A 19,023-nucleotide genomic window follows, 5' to 3' on the forward strand; every position below is an offset into this window, starting at 1 on the left:
CTCGCGAAACCGTGATCGATTTGCCACATCCGGCCCGTCCGAGGCCGTCCCTGGTATCCCAGAGGCCCGAAAATCGGACCGGGATCACAGGACGCCGAACCACTTAATCCAAAATTAACCATTTCCTTAAAGAAACATTTCCAACGCAAGGCGACGGACGGCAGCGAATAGATCCTCTTCAAGAGAGGCCGCTGCGAAGTCATCATCAAGTAAAACCTGGATGCCAAGGGCGAACAACGAAGTCGCTCCGCTTCCAAGGTGATCGTCCGGTGGGCTTGCAGAACAGTTCGTTTTCGGCGGGGCGCTGAAATGTATATCGTTGTCGATGAGAGGCACTCGGTGGCCGCCGAGTACGTGGCGGGCTTCAACGCGCAGGCGGTTCCGGCACGCAGCACGAATGCGGACGACTTCCTGGCCTGGCTCGCCGGAAACCCGGCCGATGCTCTCCAGGGGATCGTGCTCGGCGAATGCGCCGATCGCGCCAGCCGGACCGCCAGGATCCGCAGCTTTTCCCAGGCGCCCATCATCGCCCTCAACGAGACCCGCTCCCTGGAGCAGACCCTCGACCTCTTCACCGCCGGCATCGACGACGTCGTGCGCCGCCCGGTCCATGTCCGCGAGATCCTGGCGCGGGCCGAGGCGATCCGCCGGCGCGGCATCCGCGGCGAGATCCAGGCGCCCGCCGCCCAGGATCGCAGCGGCCGCCTCAAGGTGTTCTCCGACGGCCGCGACCCCGAGATCGACGGGATCAGCCTGATCCTGCCGCGCCGCGAGCGGCACATCCTCGAGTATTTCGCCGGCCATCGCGGCCGGCAGCTCAGCCGGGCGCAGATCTTCACCGCGGTCTATGCCGACCACGGCACCGACGTCGAGGAGAGCGTGGTCGAGGGCCACATCAGCAAGCTGCGCAAGAAGCTGCGGATGCGCCTCGGCTACGACCCGATCGAGGCCAAGCGGCTGGCCGGCTACACCTTCGTGGGCTGATCCGCGCCTGGGTCCCGCCGCGGTCGCGCACCCTCCGGAATGCAAAAGGCCACGCCTCCTCGCGGAGGCGTGGCCTGTCTTGCATGGAGCGCCCCGGAGTTCCGGGGCGCCGTTCGGCTCAGCGGAAGAGCGAGAGGACGTTCTGGCTCGCGGCGTTGGCGATGCTGAGGGCCTGCACGCCGAGCTGCTGCTGGGTCTGCAGGGCCTTGAGCTTCGTGGACTCCTCCTCGATGTCGGCATCGACGAGGGTGCCGATCGTCCGGTCGTTGGCCTTCATCAGGGTGTCGATGAACGACTTCTGGCCGTCGATCTGGGTCTTGTTGGCACCGAGCTTGGTGCCGGCATCGGTGACCTTGGCGATCGCCTTGTCGACCATGTTGATGATGCTGCTGAGGTCGGCGTCGCCGGCGGTCCCGACCAGTTTCGAGATGTCGAAATCGGCGACGGTGTAGTTACCCGTGACCCCTGGGGTGGTGTAGGTGCCGCCGGCCGTGTCCAGGATACCCTTGCTCACCACCGTGGTCGCATCCGTGCCGGTTGCCAGCTTTCCGGTGGCCGTCGCGCCACCGTAGCCGAGGTCGACGGTGTTGGCTGCGGTGGTGTTCACCTGGAGGGACTCCGGCGAACCGACCGTGCTCCGGGTAAACGTGAGGCGGCCCTGGGTGTCGAGACCGGCGGTGACCTTGCCGGCCAGATCGACTGAGCCGGCGATCTGGTTGTTGATCGCCGAGAGCAGCTCATCGGTGGTCACGCGGGCCAGGTTCGAGACCGCCGAGGTGAGGCTGGCCTTGTTGAGCGTGATCACGGCCGCGGTGGCGGAGCCGTCCACGCGGATGTCCAGCGCGACCGTGGCGGCGCCCGAGAAATCGGCCGTGCCCCGGTTCGCGGGCGTTGCGTCCGCCGGACGGAAGGCCGCCAGACCGGTCATCGTCTGGGAGCCGAACACCTGGGCGGCCGTGCCCGGCACGTCCACGCTGGTGCCCGCGTTGGCGTCGTAGAGCTTGATCTCGTTGACGTTGATCTTGACCGTCGAGAACGCGATGTCGCCGTCGGCCTCACGCGAGAACCCGGCGATGACCAGGCGATCCTTCTGATAGGTCGATGCGGAGGAATCGACCGAGAGCCAGTTCTGGCCGCTCGACACCGACGACTTGGCGGTGCTGTCCATCTTGTTCTGGATGGCGTCGATTTCGACCTGCACCTTGGCGCGGTCGACGCCGGGCTGCAGGGCCGTCTGCAGCTTGGCGCGCATGTTCTGCAGATCGGAGATCGCGGAGTTCAGGCCGTTGTAGGCGGTGTCCACCGCCGAGGAGCCGAGGCCGAGGGAGTCCTTCACGGCACCGAGCGAGGCGTTGTCGGTGCGGACCGTGGTGGCGATCGACCAGTAGGCGGCGTTGTCCGCGGCGCTCGAGACGCGCTGGCCGGTCGAGACCCGGTTGCTGGTCATGTCGAGCTGGGTGTTGATGCTTTTCAGAGTCGTCAACGCCGTCATGGCGGCGTTGTTGGTCAGCAGGCTGGTCATTGCGAGGATGTCCGGTTGGCAGGAATTGCAAGGAATTCGTGTGCGTAGCCGAGCAATACGCCCCGAGGGCTAAAGATCTCTCTCAGGAGAGGTCAAGTATTGCTTCATACATCCCGGAGTTTCACCGGACCGGTGGGACGACATCATGTCTATAGGTCCACGAAACCTATCCACCGCGTTCGTATCGAGGGGCTTCCGTCCCGATCCGGGACAGTCGCTTGCCGATGAGGCGACTATGCCCGGTCCGGCTTAGCAGGAGCTTAAGGCCGATCGCCCGGGCCTGTGCCCGGATGTGCCGCAGGCCCGCGGGACGCACCCCCGAGGGGGACGGTTTCAGTCCTGGGCCAGGAAGGTCACGCCGGCGAAGTCGGCGCGCTGCCAGCGCAGCCGGACCGCGACGGTCCGGAGTTCGTGGCCGGCGATGACGAGATCGAAGCACTCGGGCAGGGGGGTCGGGCGCGGCAGGCGCAGGCTCGCGCCCTTCGGCGAGAGGTCCCGGACGATGCAGGGCACCAGGCTCTCCGGGCCGAGGACGATGCGGCCCTGCTGCATCACGCGGAAGCGCTTCGGCGAGGGCGTGCGCGCGGGCCGGTCTCCCCGGGCAACCGCCTCCTGCCAATCCGCCATCGTCCCGCCGTCCCGTCCGCGACCTGCGGGCAGGCTTAACAGCGGGTTTCCGGACTGTCGATCCGGGCCGGATCTTAACGGCTTGGTAACTATAACATGTGAGTGTTTTGGCTCGTCCGCCGGCTCCCCTTGCGATGGCCATGACCCCGACCTTCTCCCGTCGCGCCGCCACCCCGCTCTCGCCGCGTCCCGGCTACACCCGTCCCTCCGCCGGGGCCGAGATCCTGCGCCGGTCCCGGGCGGCCGCCGTGGAGCGCGCCGCCGTCGGACTCTGCCTCGGCCTCGCCGTGGTTTCGGGCACCTTCGCGGCCTTCGCGATCACGGGCGCCTCGAACACCTATTCGGTCCAGCCGTTCCTGCCGGCGGTGGGCGGCGGCTTCGCCTGGAAGCGGACGGCGACCCCCGTCCGCGAGGCGGCCCTCGACCTCGATCCGACCACCACCGGCGCGCTGCCCGATCCCGTCCCGCCGCGCGCCGACGAGCCGCAGGGCGACTCCGCCGCGAAGGCACGGGGCTACGTCCTGCGCCGGGTGACGGAGGGCGCGGCCCTGGTGGAAGGCCCCGAGGGCCTGCGCCAAGTGGTGCCGGGCGCCGTCCTGCCGGGCGCGGGCCGCATCCTCTCCATCCGCGCCACCGGGTCCGGCTGGGTCGTGATCACCTCGGAGACGATCATCGGGCCGACCCCGCTGTGACGGCCGCCCGCGGCCCGGTCTCGGCGCCAGCCTCCGGCAAGCCCCGCGGCCTAGGCCGGACGGGGGCCGCCCCGGCTCCGTTCCGCGACGCCTCGGGCGCCCGGCCGTCCCGCCCCTCTCTTTGCAATCCGGCGATGCCACCGCGCCGCACGAGCGATCGCGCCCTGCCATGACGAGCACCTTCACGAGCTACCGCCTGATCGCCCGCGACCTCGACGGCACCCTGGCGCGCAAGGCCGCGCAGCCCGACGTCGCCCGCGAGACCGCCTACTACAAGGCGAAAATCGGCGACGTGAAATCCATCGACGATTTTCTCGGCGACCGGCGCCTCTACGCCTACGCGATGAAGGCCTACGGCCTGGAGGACATGACCTACGCCAAGGCCTTCATGCGCAAGGTGCTGACCGAAGGGGTCTCGGATTCGAAAGCCTTCGCCAACCGCCTCGCCGACGACCGCTACGTCGCCTTCGCCAAGGCCTTCGACTTCAACACCTACGGCGCCTTCACGACGACGCTGCCCGCCGCCACCACGGACACCACCGCCGCCTACCTGCGCCAGAGCCTGGAGACCGATGCGGGCAGCGAGGATGCCGGCGTGCGTCTCGCCCTGTACTTCGCCCGCATGGCGCCCACCGTCTCCTCGGGCTACGGCGTTCTGGGCGATCCGGCCCTGTCGCAGGTGGTCAAGACCGTCCTGGGCCTGCCCGACAGTTCCAGCGCGGACGGCATCGCCGGCCAGGCGGCGATCATCGAGAAGCGGGTGGATCTCGCGAGCTTCAAGGACCCGGACAAGCTGCAGCGCTTCGTGCAGCGCTTCACCGCGATCTGGGATGCCCAGAACAACGCCGCGTCGGCCCCCGTCCTCAACCTGTTCGCCGATTCCACCGCGCAGGGCCTCGACGCGAGTCTGCTCCTCAGCCTCCAGCGCATTCGTTTCGGGAGCTGAGGCGCCATGCAGAACGCCCTCTACGTCTCGCTCTCGGCGCAGATCGCCCTCGACAAGCGGCTGAACGCGGTCGCCAACAACGTCGCCAACCTGTCCACCAGCGGCTACCGCGCCGAGGACACCAAGTTCACCGCGCTCCTCGCCCAGGCCACCAAGGGCGCCGTCGCCTTCGCCTCCTCCGGCGACACCTACATCTCCCAGCGGGCCGGGCCGACGATCAAGACGGACAGCCCCCTCGACGTGGCGGTCCAGGGCGAGGCTTGGTTCGCGGTGCGGGGCGCCAAGGGCCCCGTCTATACCCGCGACGGCCGCATGACGATGGACGCGCTGGGCCAGCTGCGCAGCCTCACCGGCCAGCCGATGCTGGATCCCGGCGGCGCGCCGATCCTGCTCGATCCGCAGGCCGGCCCGCCCACCATCGGGCGCGACGGCAGCGTCTCGCAGGGCATCAACCAGGTCGGGGCCATCGGCCTCTTCACCCTCGACCCGAAGACCACGCTCACCCGCGCCGAGCCGAACGGCGTCAGCACCAGCCTGCCGGCGGTCCCGGTGCAGGACTTCACCCGCATGGGCATGGTCCAGGGCTATGTCGAGGGCGCCAACGTCAACCCGGTGCTGGAGATGACGAAGCTCATCACCATCCAGCGCGCCTTCGAGAGCGCGGCGACGCTCAGCGCCGAGACCGAGACCACCTTCTCCGGGGCGATCCGCTCCCTGAGCCCCCAGGGCTGAGCCGATGCCCGATCTCCTCGACCGCCTCGGCGCGGCCCTGGCGAGGGGCCGCGAGGCCCTGCCCCTGGTGCGCGTCGGCGGGCCGATCCAGGAGGTCACCGCCAGCGCGGCCCGCGTCGCCGGCGTGGCGCCGTTCATGACCCTCGGCGACCGCATGGGCTTCCTGGCCAACGGCCGCGAGCAGATCGGCGAGGTCGTGCGCGTGGATGCGGGCGGCGTGACCGTGAAGCCGTTCGATTCCCGGATCGAGGCCGGGATCGGAACCCTGGCGTATCGCCTCGGCGACCCGACCCTGCGCCCGGACCCGAGCTGGAAGGGCCGGGTGATCGATGCCCTCGGGCGCCCCATCGACGGCCTCGGCGACCTCGTCCCGGGCGCCCGCGCCGTGCCGCTGGAAGCCGCCCCGCCCCCCGCCATGGAGCGGGCGCGGGTGACGCAGCCCCTGCGCACCGGGGTTCGCGCCCTCGACCTGTTCACCCCCCTCTGCCTCGGCCAGCGCATCGGCATCTTCGCCGGCTCCGGCGTCGGCAAGTCGACCCTGCTGGCGATGCTGGCCGGGGCCACCGGCTTCGACAGCGTCGTCGTCGCCCTGGTGGGCGAGCGCGGCCGCGAGGTGCGCGAATTCCTGGACGGCGCGATGGCGCCCAACCGGGCCCGGTCCGTCATCGTCGTCTCCACCGGGGACGAGAGCCCGATGATGCGCCGTCAGGCGCCCAAGATGGCGCTCGCCATCGCGGAATCGTTTCGCGACGCCGGCGAATCCGTGCTGCTCATCGTGGATTCCGTCACGCGCTACGCCCACGCGGCCCGCGACGTCGCCCTGGCGGCCGGCGAGCCCGCGGTGGCGCGGGGCTATCCGCCGAGCGTGTTCTCCGACCTGCCCCGCCTCCTCGAGCGGGCCGGCCCCGGCCTCGACGGCGCCGGCACCATCACGGGCGTGTTCTCGGTGCTCGTCGACGGCGACGACCACAACGATCCCGTGGCGGATTCGATCCGCGGCACCCTCGACGGGCACGTGGTCCTCGACCGGGCCATCGCCGAGCAGGGCCGCTATCCGGCCGTGCACCTCCTCGGATCGATCTCGCGCCTGGCCTCCGAAGTCTGGACGCCCGAGCAGCGCGAGCTCGTCCGGCGCCTCAAGGCCATGATGGCCCGGTTCGAGGAGACCCGCGACCTGCGCCTGATGGGCGGCTACCGCACCGGCGAGGATGCCGAGCTCGACCAGGCCATCCTCCTTGTGCCGCGGATCTACGAGGCCCTGCGTCAGGAACCCGGCATGGCGGCGAGCCAGGACGCGTTCCTGGAGCTCGCGCAGTTCCTGCGGACGTGAGGCCGATCATGCCGCCCGCTGCCCCATCCGCCCCGTTCCGTCCCCCGCGCGCGCGGCCACCCAGCCCCGCGCAAGCCTGCCTTCCTTTAGTGCCCGCCACACCGTCGCGCCGCGCCGCGATCCCCCTCTTCGAGGTGACGTCATGAGTCTCATCAGCGTTTTGCGCACCGGCGTCTCCGGCATGAATGCGCAGTCGAACCGCATCTCCACCGTCGCCGAGAACGTCCAGAACTCGAGCACCACGGGCTACAAGCGCTCGGCGGCCGAGTTCTCGTCCCTGCTGATCGATGGCGGCTCCACGGCGAACTACACCTCCGGCGCGGTCGAGACCACGATCCGCCGGTCGATCGGCACCCAGGGCCCGGTCACCTTCACGTCCTCGAAGACCGACCTCGCCATCCAGGGCAACGGCTTCTTCGTGGTGCAGGACGACAACAAGGCGTCCTACCTGACCCGCGCCGGCAACTTCGTGGTGGACGGGCCGACGGGCAACCTCGTCAACGCCGGCGGCTTCACGCTGATGGGCTACAGCCTCGTCGACGGCCAGGCGCCGACCCCCGCCCTCAACAGCACCGACGGGCTGGTGCCCGTGAACATGGCGAGCCTCGGCCTCCGGGCGTCGCCCTCCACCAAGGCGACGATGGGCGGCAACCTCGCGGCCGACACGCCGACGCTCGGCGGAACCGTGTCGCCGACGAACTACTCGAAGAAGACCTCGCTCGTCACCTACGACAAGCTCGGCAACAGCGTCACCCTCGACATCTACCTGAAGCACACGCCCGCGGACGCGACCGCCACTCCGCCGGTCCTCCCCAACACCTGGACCGCCTCGGTCTATGGACCGGACCAGACGGCCCTGACCGCGCCGATCCAGTTCGTCTTCAACGCCGACGGCAAGCTGTCCGGCCCGACCACCGCGAGCTTCACGATTCCCGGGGGCGAGCCCTTCACCCTCGACATGAGCGGCATGACGCAGCTCGCCGGCGCCGACGCCCTCAAGGGCACCGCCAACGGCAAGGCGCCCTCGGCCGTGACCGGCACCGAATTCGGCCCGGACGGCCTCGTCTACGCGACCTACGCCGACGGCACCCGCCTCGAGGCCTTCAAGATCCCGATCGCCGAAGTGAAGAGCCCCGACAATCTCGATCCGCGCGCCGGCAACGTCTACCTGCCGTCGCTGAACTCCGGCGACCTCCAGATCGGCTTCGCCGGTCTCGGCGGCCTCGGCACCCTCAAGGCGAGCGCCCTGGAGCAGTCCAACGTCGACGTCAGCACCGAGCTGACCTCGATGATCGAGTCGCAGACCGTCTACACCGCCAACTCGAAGGTGTTCATGACCGGCAACGAGCTGCTCGAGACCCTGATGAACCTCAAGCGCTGAGGCCACGCCGGAGCCCGGCGCCGGACTCCGGCACCGGGCTCAGGGCCTCGAAGCCCCGTCCGCCGCGCCCCCCGGTGCGGCGGCGCCCGCCGCCCACCACCCGCCCGCTTTCCAGGACACACCCGATGGGCCTCGCCCTCGCCCTCAACTCCGCCCGGACCTCGCTGCTCGCGACCTCGACGCAGATCGCCGTCGCCGCGCGCAACACGGCCGGGGCGAGCGATCCGTTCTACACCCGCAAGATCGCCAACCTGGTGGCGGCCGGCGGGGGCAGCGCGGTCTCGATCCAGCGGGCCACCGACGTCGCCCTGTTCGACCGCAAGCTCGCCGGGACCTCCTCCGTGGCCGCGAGCGAGGCCGTGCTCGACGGTCTCGCCACCCTTCAGGGGACCATCGGCGACACCGGCGACGGCACCTCTCCGGCCGCGCGCCTCGGGGCCCTCAACGCGGCCCTGAAGGCCGCGGCCAACCAGCCCGACGACGTGGCGCTGGCGCGCGACGCGGTCGACCGGGCGCGTGACCTCGCGACGAGCCTGAACAGCAGCGCGGCGGCCGTCGAGACCGTGCGCGCGCAGGCCGATGCCGGCCTCGCCGAGTCGGTCGTGCGCATCAACGACCTCCTGTCCCAGTTCGAGGCCGCCAACCGGGTCGTGACCCGCGGCACCGCGAACGGCAGCGACGTGACCGACGCCCTCGACGACCGCGACCGCATCCTCGCCGGCCTGTCCCAGGAGATCGGCATCTCCACGGTCGTGCGCGCCGGCAACGACGTCGCGATCTACACCGACAGCGGCGTCCCCCTGTTCGAGCGCAGCGCCCGGCGCGTCGCCTTCACGCCCACCGCCGCCTTCCCGGCCGGCACCACCGGGGCCGCCGTCATCGTCGACGGCGTGCCGGTGACGGGCGCCGATTCCCCGATGCCGGTGCAGTCCGGCCGCATCGCCGGCCTGGCGGAGCTGCGCGACGGCGTGGCGACCCGCTACGAATCCCAGCTCGACGGGATCGCCGCCAGCCTCATCGACGCCTTCGCCGAGACCGGGACCCGCGTCCTGAACCAAGCGACGCGCCAGGTGAGCGCCCTCGGCGCCCTCGCCACGACGGAGGCGTTCCGCCCGGGGGCCGCCGCGGGCACGGCCGGGACGGCGGATCTCGGCGGCGCCAACGAAGTGGCGTTCGCCCTTAGCCTCGCCGACGGCTCCGCCGTCAAGATCGTGCTGAACGCGAGCACGATGGCGGGTGCGGCCGCCGACCCGTCCCGGGTGACCCCGGCCGAGCTCGTCGCCGCGATCAACGGCCGGATCGCCGCCGACACCGCGACGCCGTCGCTCTCCGGCAAGGTCACCGCCGCCCTCGACGGCGCCGGGCGCCTCACCTTCACCGCCGCGGCGGCCTCGGGGGCCGCCGCGCAGCTCACGGTCCAGAACCTGGACGCCACGGCCGGCCGGACGCTGGTCGATGTCGGCTTCGGCGTCACGGGCGGGGTCCCGCCGCGGGCGGCCGGCCTGTTCGCGGCGGATGCCGGCGGGTCGGTGCCGAGCGGTCCCTTCGCCGCCACCGGGCTGGCCGCCCGGCTCCGGGTCAACGCCTCGGTCGATCCGCAGCGCGGCGGCGACGTCGCGCTGCTGCGGGACGGCGGCATCGCGGGGGCCGATTACCGGTCGAACCCGGCGGCCAGCGGCGGCACCGCCTTCGCGGGCCGCCTGCGGACGCTGGCCTCGGTCCTGACGGCCGACCGCGCCTTCGACGCCTCGGCGGACCTTCCCAGCCGCGGCAGCCTCCAGGATTTCGCCACGGCGTCCGTGGGCTGGCTCGCGGGCAAGCGGCAGGCCGCCACCGCGGAGTCGAACTACCAGTCGACGCTGCTCGCCCGCGCCTCCGACGCCTATTCGAACGCCACCGGCGTCAACACCGACGACGAGACGGCGACGACCCTCGCGCTCGAACGGTCCTACACCGCCTCGGCCAAGCTGCTGACCCTGGTGAACGATCTCCTGAAAACCCTGATGGACGCGGTGCGATAGACCCCATGCGGACCAACGCCCTCTCCACCCTGAGCTTCTGGAACACGCCGCGCATCGGCGTGGCCCGCATGCAGTCCGACATGGCGCAGGCCAACCAGGAGATCGTCACCGGCCGTTATGCCGATGTCGGCCTGGCGCTCGGCAGCCGCACCGGCCTCGCCGTCGGGCTGCGCCAGAAGAGCGCCGAGCTCGCCGCCCTGCGCGACAGCAACAACGCCGCGAGCCTCCGGCTCGGCACCTCGCAGGCCGTCCTGAAGCAGATCCAGGACGGGGCCGACGCCACCCTGACGGCGCTGACGGGCGTCCCCGAGGACAAGCGGGCCGGCGTCCTCAAGGACATGGCGGCGAACCGTCTCGGCACCCTGACCGCGCTCCTCAACACCTCCGCGGGCGGCCAGTACGTCTTCGGCGGCACCCGGACCGCCGCGGCGCCGATGTCCACCTACGCGACGAGTCCGGCCTCCCCGGCGAAGACCGCCGTCGACGCGGCCTTCCGCGCGGCCTTCGGGCTGTCGCAGGACAGCGCCGGCGTGAGCGCGATCACGGAGGGCGACATGGCGGCCTTCCTCGACGGGCCGGCCTTCCAGGGCCTGTTCGCCGAAGCGTCGTGGGGGACGACCTGGTCCGCGGCCGGCACCGCGCCCCTGACCAACCAGATCTCGCTCAGCGAGACGGTGGAGACGTCGGCGAGCGCCAACGCACCGGCCCTGCGCAAGCTCGCCATGGCCTACGTGATGGCCTCCGAACTCGGGTCCGCGAACCTCTCGGCGGCCGCCCAGGGCGTCCTGACCACGCGGGTCGCCGGGCTGCTGGGCGAGGCGAGCAAGGGCCTGATCACGCTCCAGGCCGATCTCGGCCGCTCGCAGGCCGCGATCGCGGCGGCCAACACCCGGCTCGGGTCGCAGACCTCGCTGCTCGACGCCCAGATCATGGACATGGAGGGCGTGGACCGGGCCGAGGCCAAGACCCGGGTCGACCGCCTGTCGACGCAGGTGCAGATCTCCTACGCCCTGACCGCGCAGCTGCGGCAGCTCTCCCTCGTCAACTACCTCTAGCGCGGCGCGGGGCCCGGACGACCGAGCCCCGTCACGACCCGGCGGCGGGCGCCTTCCCGGAAGGCCCCGTCGGCCCCAACGGCTCATCGGTCCGATCCGCGCCCGGGCGCGGCGGGCCGCGGATACACGGGACAGGACCGATATGTACCAGTTTTCCTACGCCGAGATCCTGGAGGAGGCCCCGGCCATCGCGCGCGAGCGCGAGCGCGCCGCCTTCGACCGGGCGCTCGACCTGCTGCGCATCGCCGACCGGCCCGATGCCCAGCAGCCGGATCGCGCCATGGCGGCCGGCTTCCTGCAGAGCCTCTGGGGCGTGCTCATCGAGGACCTCCAGAGCGAGGAGAACGGCCTGCCGCCGGACCTGCGCGCCGACCTCGTCTCCATCGGCCTGTGGAGCATGCACGAGGCCAACGCCGTCATCGCCGAGCCCGACCGCGCCCTGTCGGCGCTCATCGCGGTGAACACCTCGATCCGGGACGGCCTGCGGTGAGCCGGACCATGCGCCTGTCCCTGCGCGCCGGCGAGCGCGTCTACGTGAACGGCGCGGTCCTGCGCGTCGATCGGAAGGTCTCCCTGGAGCTTCTGAACGACGCCACCTTCCTGCTCGAGACCCACGTGCTGCAGGCGGAGGCGGCGACCACGCCCCTGCGCCAGCTCTACTTCGCGGTCCAGGCGCTGGTGATCGATCCGGCCAACGCGGACGGCGCCCGCGAGCTCTGCCGCACCCTGCAGGCGGGTCTCCTCGCCGTCGTCGCCGATCCGGAGATCCGCGAGGGCGTCCTCGGCGCCGGCCGGCTCGTCGAGGCGGGCCGGCTGATCGAGGCGCTCAAGCTGATCCGCGGGCTCTACGCGGCGGAAGCCGCCCTCATGGCCGCCCCCTCGGCCGCCCCCTCGGCCGCCCCCGCTCCGGTAGGGGCCGCCGCACCGGTGCTGCGGGCCGCGCCCGTCGTATCCCCCGTCCACTCGGCCTGACCGGGCCATCGAACCAGGAGGCCCGCCGATGAGCGTCGCCAGCGTCCCCAGCACGGCCACATCCCAGACGGCCGCCACCGCCGCCGCCACCAAGTCCGCGACCGGCATCGCCGCCTCGATGAACGCCGACACCTTCCTCACCCTGCTGATGACGCAGCTGAAGAACCAGGATCCGACGAAGCCGATGGATTCCACGGCCTATGTCAGCGAGCTGGCGACCTTCTCGCAGGTGGAGCAGGCGACCAAGACCAACACCAAGCTCGACTCGCTGCTCTCCTCGAGCTTCCTGTCGCAGGCCGACCAGATCATCGGCCGCACCATCACGTCCTCGGACGGCACGGTCACGGGCGAGGTCCAGTCCGTGAAGATCACCAGCGAGGGCGCCCTGGCCCGCCTCACAAACGGCCAGGACGTGCTCCTGGCGCAGGGCATTTCCCTGTCGCAGTGACGGCGTTCCGGCGTAGAGTGGACGCGAAACCCCACAGGACAAGGCCGCTCCCCGGATGAACGAGGTCGACGCCCTCGAACTCGTGCGCGCCGCGATCTGGACCGTGATCGTCGCGGCGGGACCCGCGATCGGCGCCGCGATGCTGATCGGCATCCTGGTGGCGCTGCTCCAGGCGCTGACGCAGATCCAGGAGGTGACGCTCACCTTCGTGCCCAAGATCGTGGTGATCCTGCTGGTGCTCCTCGTGACCAGCTCCTTCATCGGGGCGCAGATCTACACCTTCGCCGAGGCCACCTACGGGCGCATCGTCACCGGGTTCTGACCGAGGCCCCGCAGGACGATCCCGGCCGTCTCCAGCCGCGCCCGCACCGCCCGCGCCAGGCCTACCGCATGCGCGCTGTCGCCGTGCACGCAGACCGAGTCGATCCGCGTCGGCAGCAGGGAGCCCTCCGCCGTGAGGAGACCGCCGGCCTGCACCATCGCCAGGACCCGGTCCGCCGCCGCCTCGGCCTGCGTGATGAGCGCGCCGGGCTGGCCGCGCGGGATCAGCTGGCCCGCCTCTGTGTAGCCGCGGTCGGCGAAGATCTCCGCATGGACGGCCAGGCCCGCCGCCTCGCCGGCCGCGACCTGCTCGGTCCGGGCGACGGCCAGGAGGCCGAGGGCGGGATCGACCGCGCGCACCGCCCGCGCGATCGCATCCGCCACGTCCCGCTCCGCCGCCGCGCGGTTGGCCAGCGCCCCGTGCGCCTTGACGTAGGTCAGGCGATGGCCCGCCAGGGCGGCCAGCGCCTGCGCGGCGCCGACCTGGTAGGCGACCTGCCGCTCGATCTCGGCCGGGCCGAACGGCATCGGCCGGCGCCCGAAGCCGGCGAGGTCGGGAAAGCCCGGATGCGCCCCCACGGCGACGCCCCGCGCCCGCGCCAGGGCGAAGGTCTCGGCCATGATCTCGGGGTCGCCGGCATGGAAGCCGCAGGCGACGTTGGCCGAGGTCACCAGGGCGAGCATCGCCGCATCGTCGCCGCAGCGATAGGCGCCGAAGCCTTCCCCCAGATCGGCATTCAGGTCGATGGTCGGCATCTGGCGCATCCCCGGCTCGGCGCGACCCCCGGCCGCTGGCGGCGCGATCCTAACCGACGACGCCGTCGATGAGGTTGGTCCCGAGCAGGAATTCGGACGGGAAGTCGGTGCGCAGGACGGGCTGGCGCGGGATGTCGGGGATCAGGGCGTCGCGCTCCGCCCGCCGCGCCGCCACCGCCTGCGCGCGGTCGACGGCGGCGAAGCGCAACGCCGTGCCCGCCTGGGCCTGGGCCAGGCGGCCGAGATCGGCGCCGATCACCGTGGCGATCTTCGGGTAGCCGCCGGTGGGCTGGCGGTCGGCCATGAGCACCAGGGGCTGGCCCGAGCCCGGGACCTGGATCGCCCCCATGGCGATGCCGTCGGAGACGATGTCGTGGGTCCGAGCCCGGAGGGACGGGCCCTCGAGGAAGCTGGCCATGCGGTCCCCGCGCGGGCCGATCCGCCAGGGACCCGCCAGGAAGGTCTCGATGGCGGACGCCTCGAACAGATCGTCCTGCGGTCCGAGGACGACGCGGATCACGTCCGGCGGCCGATGCAGCCAGGGCGCCGCGAGGCGGCACGGGTCGCCGACCGAGGCGCGCGCAGCCCGGACCGCGAGGGCGTCGCCCGCCCGCAGGCCGCGACCGTGCAGGCCGCCGAGCCCGGAGCGGGTGTGGGTCGCCGTCGAGCCCAGCACCGGCGCCACGGCGATCTCGCCCGCCACCGCCAGGCTGCACCAGGCCCCGGCCCGGCCCGCCCGCAGGGTGAGCCGCGCGCCCGGCCGCAGGGTGAGGGCGACGGCACCGGGCAGGGGGCGCCCGTCGAGGTCGATGCGCAGGTCGCCGCCCGCCAGGGCGACGTCGAGGGCGGCCGCCTCCGCCGTGAGCGACAATCCGCCGAGGGAGACCTCGATGGCGGTGGCGCCCGGGGAATTGTCGAGGGCGCGGTTGGCGGTGGCGTGGGCGAGGGGATCCATCGGCCCGGCCGGCGTGATGCCGTAGCGGAGATAGCCGTGCCGGCCGGCATCCTGCAGGGTGACGCCCGCCCCGGCCGAGAGGATCCGAAGCGTGGCCTGCGCCGTCACGGATCCGTCCATCACGGGTCCCTCCGCGCGAGGATCTCCCCGCGCGCCGCGCGGGCCTCGAGAGCGGCGAAGGTGGCCGCGTCGATCGGCTCGAAGCGCAAGCCGTCGCCGGGCTCGACGAGGAAGCTCTGCGGGCGGGCCTCGGAATAGAGCCGCTCCGGGGTCCGGCCGACGACGTACCAGCCCGTGGGCATCGGGACGGTCGCCACCGCCGCGAGGCCGCCGCCCACCAGGAGGGCGTTGGCGGGATGGGGCGGGCGCGGCGTCCGGCGGCGGGGAATCGCGAGGGCGTCCGGCAGGCCGCCCAGATAGGCGAAGCCCGGCGCGAAGCCGTACATGTAGACCCGGTAGGTGCCGCTTGCGTGACGCGCGGCCACATCCGCGGGCGCCAGGCCGGCCCAGTCGGCGACCGCCCCGAGATCCTCCGCCAAATCCTCCGCCAAGGCCGGGTCGTAGCAGCAGGGCAGCGTCCAGGTGCGGCCGGGGCGCGATCCTGCCGGGGGCCGGTCGAGGAGACCGCCCACCCGGGCCGCGAGGGCGTCGCGATCGAGCACCAGCGGGTCGTAGTGGATCATCAGCGAGCGATAGGTCGGCACCGTCTCCAGCATGCCGGCGACCGGGTCCTGCGCCAGGGCCGCGTCCAGGGCGAGCACCCGCGCGTTCAGGGCCGGATCGACCCGCGCCCCGAACTCGACGACGAGCGCCGCCTCGCCGGCATCGCGGAACCGGACGGCGTCCGGATCGGTCGGCGTGCTGGCCTCGGCCTGCGACACGGGGTGATCCTGAGACGGTTGCGGCGGGGGGCCCAGCGCGGGCGGCCCTCAGCGGGTGGACTTCTTCTCGCGCTGGTAGGACCGGATCGCCCGGGCGCAGTCCGGCGAGAGCTTGCGCAGGTTCTGCCGGAAGCAGGCCTCGACCTCCGGTCCGCCGGGGGGATGCATGCTGCAGTGCTCGAGGTAGTCCCCGGTGCAGGAGAGCTTGAGCAGCTCGCGGATCGGCGTGGGTTCGGCCGACGCGGTGCCCGAAACCAGGACGGCACCGAGGAGGGGGAGGACGAGGCGTAGATCAGGCATGGGGCGATCGGGACTTTCCAGGGACACGGGACGGGCGACGCCCGCTGGGTTCGAAATCCCAACGCGCGGCGCCGATGCAGACAATGATCTTAGCACGCGCGCACCCGCGCGGCGGAATCGACGTCCCCTCAACGCGCGTCGCGCCCGTTCGGTCGCGTCTCCGAGGCCGTGCCCGATGCCAGGCGACCCTCGCGCAAGCTTGCGGCGCGACAAGCCCGTGTTGATTCACGGGGGTTGAGGATCCGCCATGGCGGCAAGCGCCACGATCGCAGGAGAGCGCCGGTCCCAGAGGGACATCGGGTTCGCGGCGGGCATCGTCGCCATCCTGGCGATCCTGTTCCTGCCGGTGCCGGCGATCCTGCTTGACATCGGGCTCGCCTTCTCGATCGCCCTGTCGGTGCTGATCCTGATGGTGGCCCTCTGGATCAAGAAGCCGCTGGAATTCTCGGCCTTCCCCACCGTCCTGCTGATCGCGACCCTGCTGCGCCTGGCCCTCGGCATCGCCACCACCCGGTTGATCCTGGCCAACGGCCAGCACGGCGTGTCGGCGGCCGGCCACGTCATCCAGGGCTTCTCGCAGTTCGTGATGAGCGGCGACTTCGTCATCGGAATCGTGGTCTTCCTGATCCTGATCACGGTGAACTTCCTCGTCATCACCAAGGGCGCCACCCGCATCGCCGAAGTGGGCGCGCGCTTCACCCTCGACGCGATCCCCGGCAAGCAGATGGCGATCGACGCCGACCTGAACGCGGGCCTGATCGACGACAAGGAGGCCCAGCACCGCCGGCGCGAGCTGGAGGAGGAGAGCGCCTTCTTCGGCTCCATGGACGGCGCCTCCAAGTTCGTGCGCGGCGAGGCCATCGCCTCCCTCATCACCATCGCCGTCAACGTGTTCGGCGGCATCATCATCGGCACCACCCGCCACGGCATGCCGCTGGGCCAGGCGGCCGACGTGTTCACCAAGCTCTCGGTGGGCGACGGCCTCGTCTCGCAGATCCCCGCCCTGATCGTCTCGCTGGCCGCCGGCCTCCTGGTCTCGAAGGGCGGCACGCGGGGCACCGCCGAGCAGGCGGTGATGGGCCAGCTCGGGGCCTACCCGCGCGCCCTCTCGGTGGCCGCGGCCCTCATGTTCCTGTTCGCCCTGGTGCCGGGCCTGCCCTTCGTGCCCTTCATGGCGCTCTCCGGGCTGATGGCCTTCACCGCCTACGCGATCCCGAAGAAGCTCGCCGCCCAGAAGGCGATCGTCGATGCCAAGGCGGAGGCCGAGGAGGAGAAGAAGCAGGTCGCGCTGCGCGAATCCGTCAAGGAGTCGCTGAAGACCCCGGAGATCGAGCTCTGCCTCGGGCGCCAGATCGCGGCCCAGGTCCAGGGGACGCAGTCCGAGCTGTCGCACCGGGTCGCCAAGATGCGCCGCAAGTTCGCGCGCCAGTACGGCTTCGTCGTGCCCGACATCAAGCTCACCGACAGCCTGGCCGTGCCGCCGAAATGCTACCAGATCCTCATCCACGGCACCGTGGTGGCGACCCAGGAACTGCGCCCGGGCGAGCTCCTCGTGGTCACCGGCGACGGGCCCGTGCCGGACGTGCCGAGCGACGAGGTCCGCGAGCCCGCCTTCGGCATGAAGGCGCGCTGGGTCCTCGACGCCTATGCGGGCGAAGTGCGGCGCGGCGGCTTCGAGCCCATCGACGGCTCCTCCGTGCTGCTGACCCACCTCTCCGAGGTCATCCGCAACAACCTGCCCACGCTCCTGTCCTACAAGGACATGCGCAACCTGCTCGACCGGCTCGACCCCGAGTACAAGCGCCTGCTCGACGAGATCTGCCCCTCGCAGATCTCCTATTCGGGCCTGCAGGCGGTGCTCAAGCTCCTGCTCTCCGAGCGGGTCTCGATCCGCAACCTGCACCTCATCCTGGAGGCCGTGGCGGAGATCACGCCCCATGCCCGCCGGGCCGAGCAGATCGCCGAGCACGTCCGCATGCGCATCGCCCAGCAGATCTGCGGCGACCTCGCCGAGAACGGCGTGCTCGCGGTGCTGCGCCTCGGCAGCGCCTGGGACCTCTCCTTCCACCAGAGCCTGAAGCGCGACGGCAAGGGCGAGGTCATCGAGTTCGACATCGACCCGCGCCTCGTGGAGCAGTTCGGCACCGAGGCGTCGGAGGCGATCCGCAAGCAGATGCGCGAGACCCGCAACTTCGCCCTCGTGACCGCGCCGGACGCCCGCCCCTACGTGCGCATGATCATCGAGCGGCTCTATCCGACGCTCGCCGTCCTCTCGCACCTGGAGATCGCGCGCGGGGTCGAGATCCGATCCCTCGGGACGATTTCGTGACGGCGCCGCTCCTGGCGGTGCTGGGCCCCGAGAGCTTTCTCGGGGTGTTCCTGATCTTCTGCCGGGTCGGCGCCTGCCTCCTCATCGTGCCGGGCTTCTCCAGCCCCCGCGTGCCCGCGCAGGTCCGCCTCCTGATCGCGCTGGCGGTCTCGCTCGCCCTGACCCCGATGCTGCTGCCCCTGTTCCAGGGCAAGCTCGCCGCGCAGGATCCCGGCGCCACCCTGGGCTGGATCGTCACCGAGAGCCTGACCGGCCTCGTCCTCGGCTTCCTCGGCCGGATCTACTACGTGGTCCTCGAGACCGTGGTGAACGCCGCCGCCACCATGGTGGGCTTCGGCGGCATGCCGGGGTCTGTGGCCGAGGGCATGGACCCGGTGCCGGCGGTGGAGGCGATGATCATGATGGCCGCCGCCGCCCTGCTGTTCGCCGCCGACCTGCACTGGGAGCTGTTCCGCGGCCTCGTCGATTCCTACGGCCGGATCCCGCCCGGCGAGGGCATCGGCTCGCAGGTCGCCCTGGTGCGCATCGTCGACCAGGTGACCACCGCCTTCGTGCTGGGCCTGCGCATCACCGCGCCGTTCCTCGTCTATGCAGTGGCGGTGAACCTGGCCGCCGGCTTCATCAACAAGCTCGTGCCGCAGATCCCGGTCTACTTCATCGCCACGCCGTTCATCATGGCCGGCGGCCTGATGCTGCTGTACCTCATCAGCAACGAGTTCATGATGCAGTTCGTCATGGGCTACTTCGACTACCTGCGCCGGGGCTGAGACC

At 71.4% G+C, this 19,023-nt stretch carries 20 protein-coding genes; 14 read left to right on the forward strand and 6 right to left on the reverse strand.

The features are described 5' to 3' along the window. Positions 1-309 precede the first annotated feature (309 nt). Entirely contained in the window at positions 310-984 is a 675-nt protein-coding gene (locus ASG51_RS06755) for a response regulator transcription factor (RefSeq protein ID WP_056213171.1), read from the forward strand. A 118-nt stretch (positions 985-1,102) separates the two neighbouring features. Here ASG51_RS06755 and ASG51_RS06760 read toward each other — a convergent pair whose 3' ends face one another. Both ASG51_RS06760 and ASG51_RS06765 read right to left on the reverse strand, forming a co-directional pair. Then, on the reverse strand, positions 1,103-2,506 hold the full coding sequence (locus ASG51_RS06760) for a flagellin (protein ID WP_056274226.1): 1,404 nt from the start codon (positions 2,504-2,506) through the stop codon (positions 1,103-1,105). A 333-nt stretch (positions 2,507-2,839) separates the two neighbouring features. Continuing rightward, a complete protein-coding gene (locus tag ASG51_RS06765; RefSeq protein ID WP_056274220.1) occupies positions 2,840-3,133 on the reverse strand; it encodes a PilZ domain-containing protein in 294 nt (97 codons plus the stop codon). Between the two features lie 140 nt (positions 3,134-3,273). Between ASG51_RS06765 and ASG51_RS06770 the strand changes: the two genes are divergently transcribed. The 11 genes from ASG51_RS06770 to ASG51_RS06820 all read left to right on the forward strand — a co-directional run bounded on the left by ASG51_RS06770 (position 3,274) and on the right by ASG51_RS06820 (position 13,032). After that, positions 3,274-3,825: a hypothetical protein gene (locus ASG51_RS06770; RefSeq protein WP_056379856.1), complete on the forward strand. Its 552-nt coding sequence runs from the start codon at positions 3,274-3,276 to the stop codon at positions 3,823-3,825. A 169-nt stretch (positions 3,826-3,994) separates the two neighbouring features. Beyond that, positions 3,995-4,771, forward strand: a complete 777-nt coding sequence (locus ASG51_RS06775) for a DUF1217 domain-containing protein (RefSeq protein WP_056213182.1) — start codon at positions 3,995-3,997, stop codon at positions 4,769-4,771. A gap of 6 nt (positions 4,772-4,777) precedes the next feature. After that, on the forward strand, positions 4,778-5,503 hold the full coding sequence (flgF, locus tag ASG51_RS06780; RefSeq protein WP_056274212.1) for a flagellar basal-body rod protein FlgF: 726 nt from the start codon (positions 4,778-4,780) through the stop codon (positions 5,501-5,503). A 4-nt stretch (positions 5,504-5,507) separates the two neighbouring features. Continuing rightward, positions 5,508-6,833 carry a flagellar protein export ATPase FliI gene (fliI, locus tag ASG51_RS06785; RefSeq protein ID WP_056213188.1) on the forward strand — a complete coding sequence of 442 codons (1,326 nt, stop codon included), beginning with the start codon at positions 5,508-5,510 and terminating at the stop codon, positions 6,831-6,833. A gap of 142 nt (positions 6,834-6,975) precedes the next feature. Beyond that, positions 6,976-8,214 (forward strand): flagellar hook protein FlgE, encoded by a 1,239-nt coding sequence (locus ASG51_RS06790; protein WP_056274209.1) that lies wholly within the window; start codon positions 6,976-6,978, stop codon positions 8,212-8,214. A gap of 125 nt (positions 8,215-8,339) precedes the next feature. Beyond that, a complete protein-coding gene (flgK, locus tag ASG51_RS24945; protein ID WP_056213191.1) occupies positions 8,340-10,235 on the forward strand; it encodes a flagellar hook-associated protein FlgK in 1,896 nt (631 codons plus the stop codon). Between the two features lie 5 nt (positions 10,236-10,240). Continuing rightward, positions 10,241-11,290: a flagellar hook-associated family protein gene (locus ASG51_RS06800; protein ID WP_056379858.1), complete on the forward strand. Its 1,050-nt coding sequence runs from the start codon at positions 10,241-10,243 to the stop codon at positions 11,288-11,290. A 142-nt stretch (positions 11,291-11,432) separates the two neighbouring features. After that, positions 11,433-11,780: a flagellar biosynthesis regulator FlaF gene (gene flaF, locus ASG51_RS06805; RefSeq protein WP_056213195.1), complete on the forward strand. Its 348-nt coding sequence runs from the start codon at positions 11,433-11,435 to the stop codon at positions 11,778-11,780. Then, positions 11,777-12,262, forward strand: a complete 486-nt coding sequence (gene flbT, locus ASG51_RS06810; RefSeq protein WP_244480077.1) for a flagellar biosynthesis repressor FlbT — start codon at positions 11,777-11,779, stop codon at positions 12,260-12,262. Before flaF ends, flbT begins: the two co-directional genes overlap by 4 nt. Positions 12,263-12,290: 28 nt before the next feature. Further along, positions 12,291-12,710: a flagellar hook assembly protein FlgD gene (gene flgD / locus ASG51_RS06815; protein WP_056213421.1), complete on the forward strand. Its 420-nt coding sequence runs from the start codon at positions 12,291-12,293 to the stop codon at positions 12,708-12,710. Positions 12,711-12,765: 55 nt separating this feature from the next. Continuing rightward, positions 12,766-13,032, forward strand: a complete 267-nt coding sequence (locus tag ASG51_RS06820; protein ID WP_056181443.1) for a flagellar biosynthetic protein FliQ — start codon at positions 12,766-12,768, stop codon at positions 13,030-13,032. On the opposite strand, the gene ASG51_RS06825 is transcribed toward ASG51_RS06820, so the two are convergent. From ASG51_RS06825 to ASG51_RS06840, 4 genes are read right to left on the reverse strand one after another with little or no spacing between them, the layout of a single operon-like run. Further along, positions 13,005-13,787, reverse strand: a complete 783-nt coding sequence (locus ASG51_RS06825) for a 5-oxoprolinase subunit PxpA (RefSeq protein ID WP_082513914.1) — start codon at positions 13,785-13,787, stop codon at positions 13,005-13,007. The two genes, ASG51_RS06820 and ASG51_RS06825, sit on opposite strands and share 28 nt — an antisense overlap. A 49-nt stretch (positions 13,788-13,836) precedes the next feature. Next, on the reverse strand, positions 13,837-14,862 hold the full coding sequence (locus ASG51_RS06830) for a biotin-dependent carboxyltransferase family protein (RefSeq protein WP_056379861.1): 1,026 nt from the start codon (positions 14,860-14,862) through the stop codon (positions 13,837-13,839). Beyond that, complete coding sequence (locus ASG51_RS06835; RefSeq protein ID WP_056379863.1) at positions 14,862-15,623, reverse strand: allophanate hydrolase subunit 1; 762 nt, start codon at positions 15,621-15,623, stop codon at positions 14,862-14,864. The genes ASG51_RS06830 and ASG51_RS06835 overlap by 1 nt, the downstream gene beginning before the upstream one ends. 48 nt (positions 15,624-15,671) lie before the next feature. Next, positions 15,672-15,923 carry a hypothetical protein gene (locus tag ASG51_RS06840; protein WP_056213202.1) on the reverse strand — a complete coding sequence of 84 codons (252 nt, stop codon included), beginning with the start codon at positions 15,921-15,923 and terminating at the stop codon, positions 15,672-15,674. A 247-nt stretch (positions 15,924-16,170) separates the two neighbouring features. Between ASG51_RS06840 and flhA the strand changes: the two genes are divergently transcribed. Then, positions 16,171-18,252, forward strand: coding sequence for a flagellar biosynthesis protein FlhA (flhA, locus tag ASG51_RS06845; RefSeq protein WP_056213205.1), 2,082 nt, complete (start codon positions 16,171-16,173; stop codon positions 18,250-18,252). After that, positions 18,249-19,019 carry a flagellar biosynthesis protein FliR gene (gene fliR, locus ASG51_RS06850; RefSeq protein WP_056213207.1) on the forward strand — a complete coding sequence of 257 codons (771 nt, stop codon included), beginning with the start codon at positions 18,249-18,251 and terminating at the stop codon, positions 19,017-19,019. The genes flhA and fliR overlap by 4 nt, the downstream gene beginning before the upstream one ends. Positions 19,020-19,023: the final 4 nt, after the last annotated feature.

The sequence above is a fragment of the Methylobacterium sp. Leaf465 genome (assembly GCF_001424705.1).
GTDB lineage: Bacteria > Pseudomonadota > Alphaproteobacteria > Rhizobiales > Beijerinckiaceae > Methylobacterium.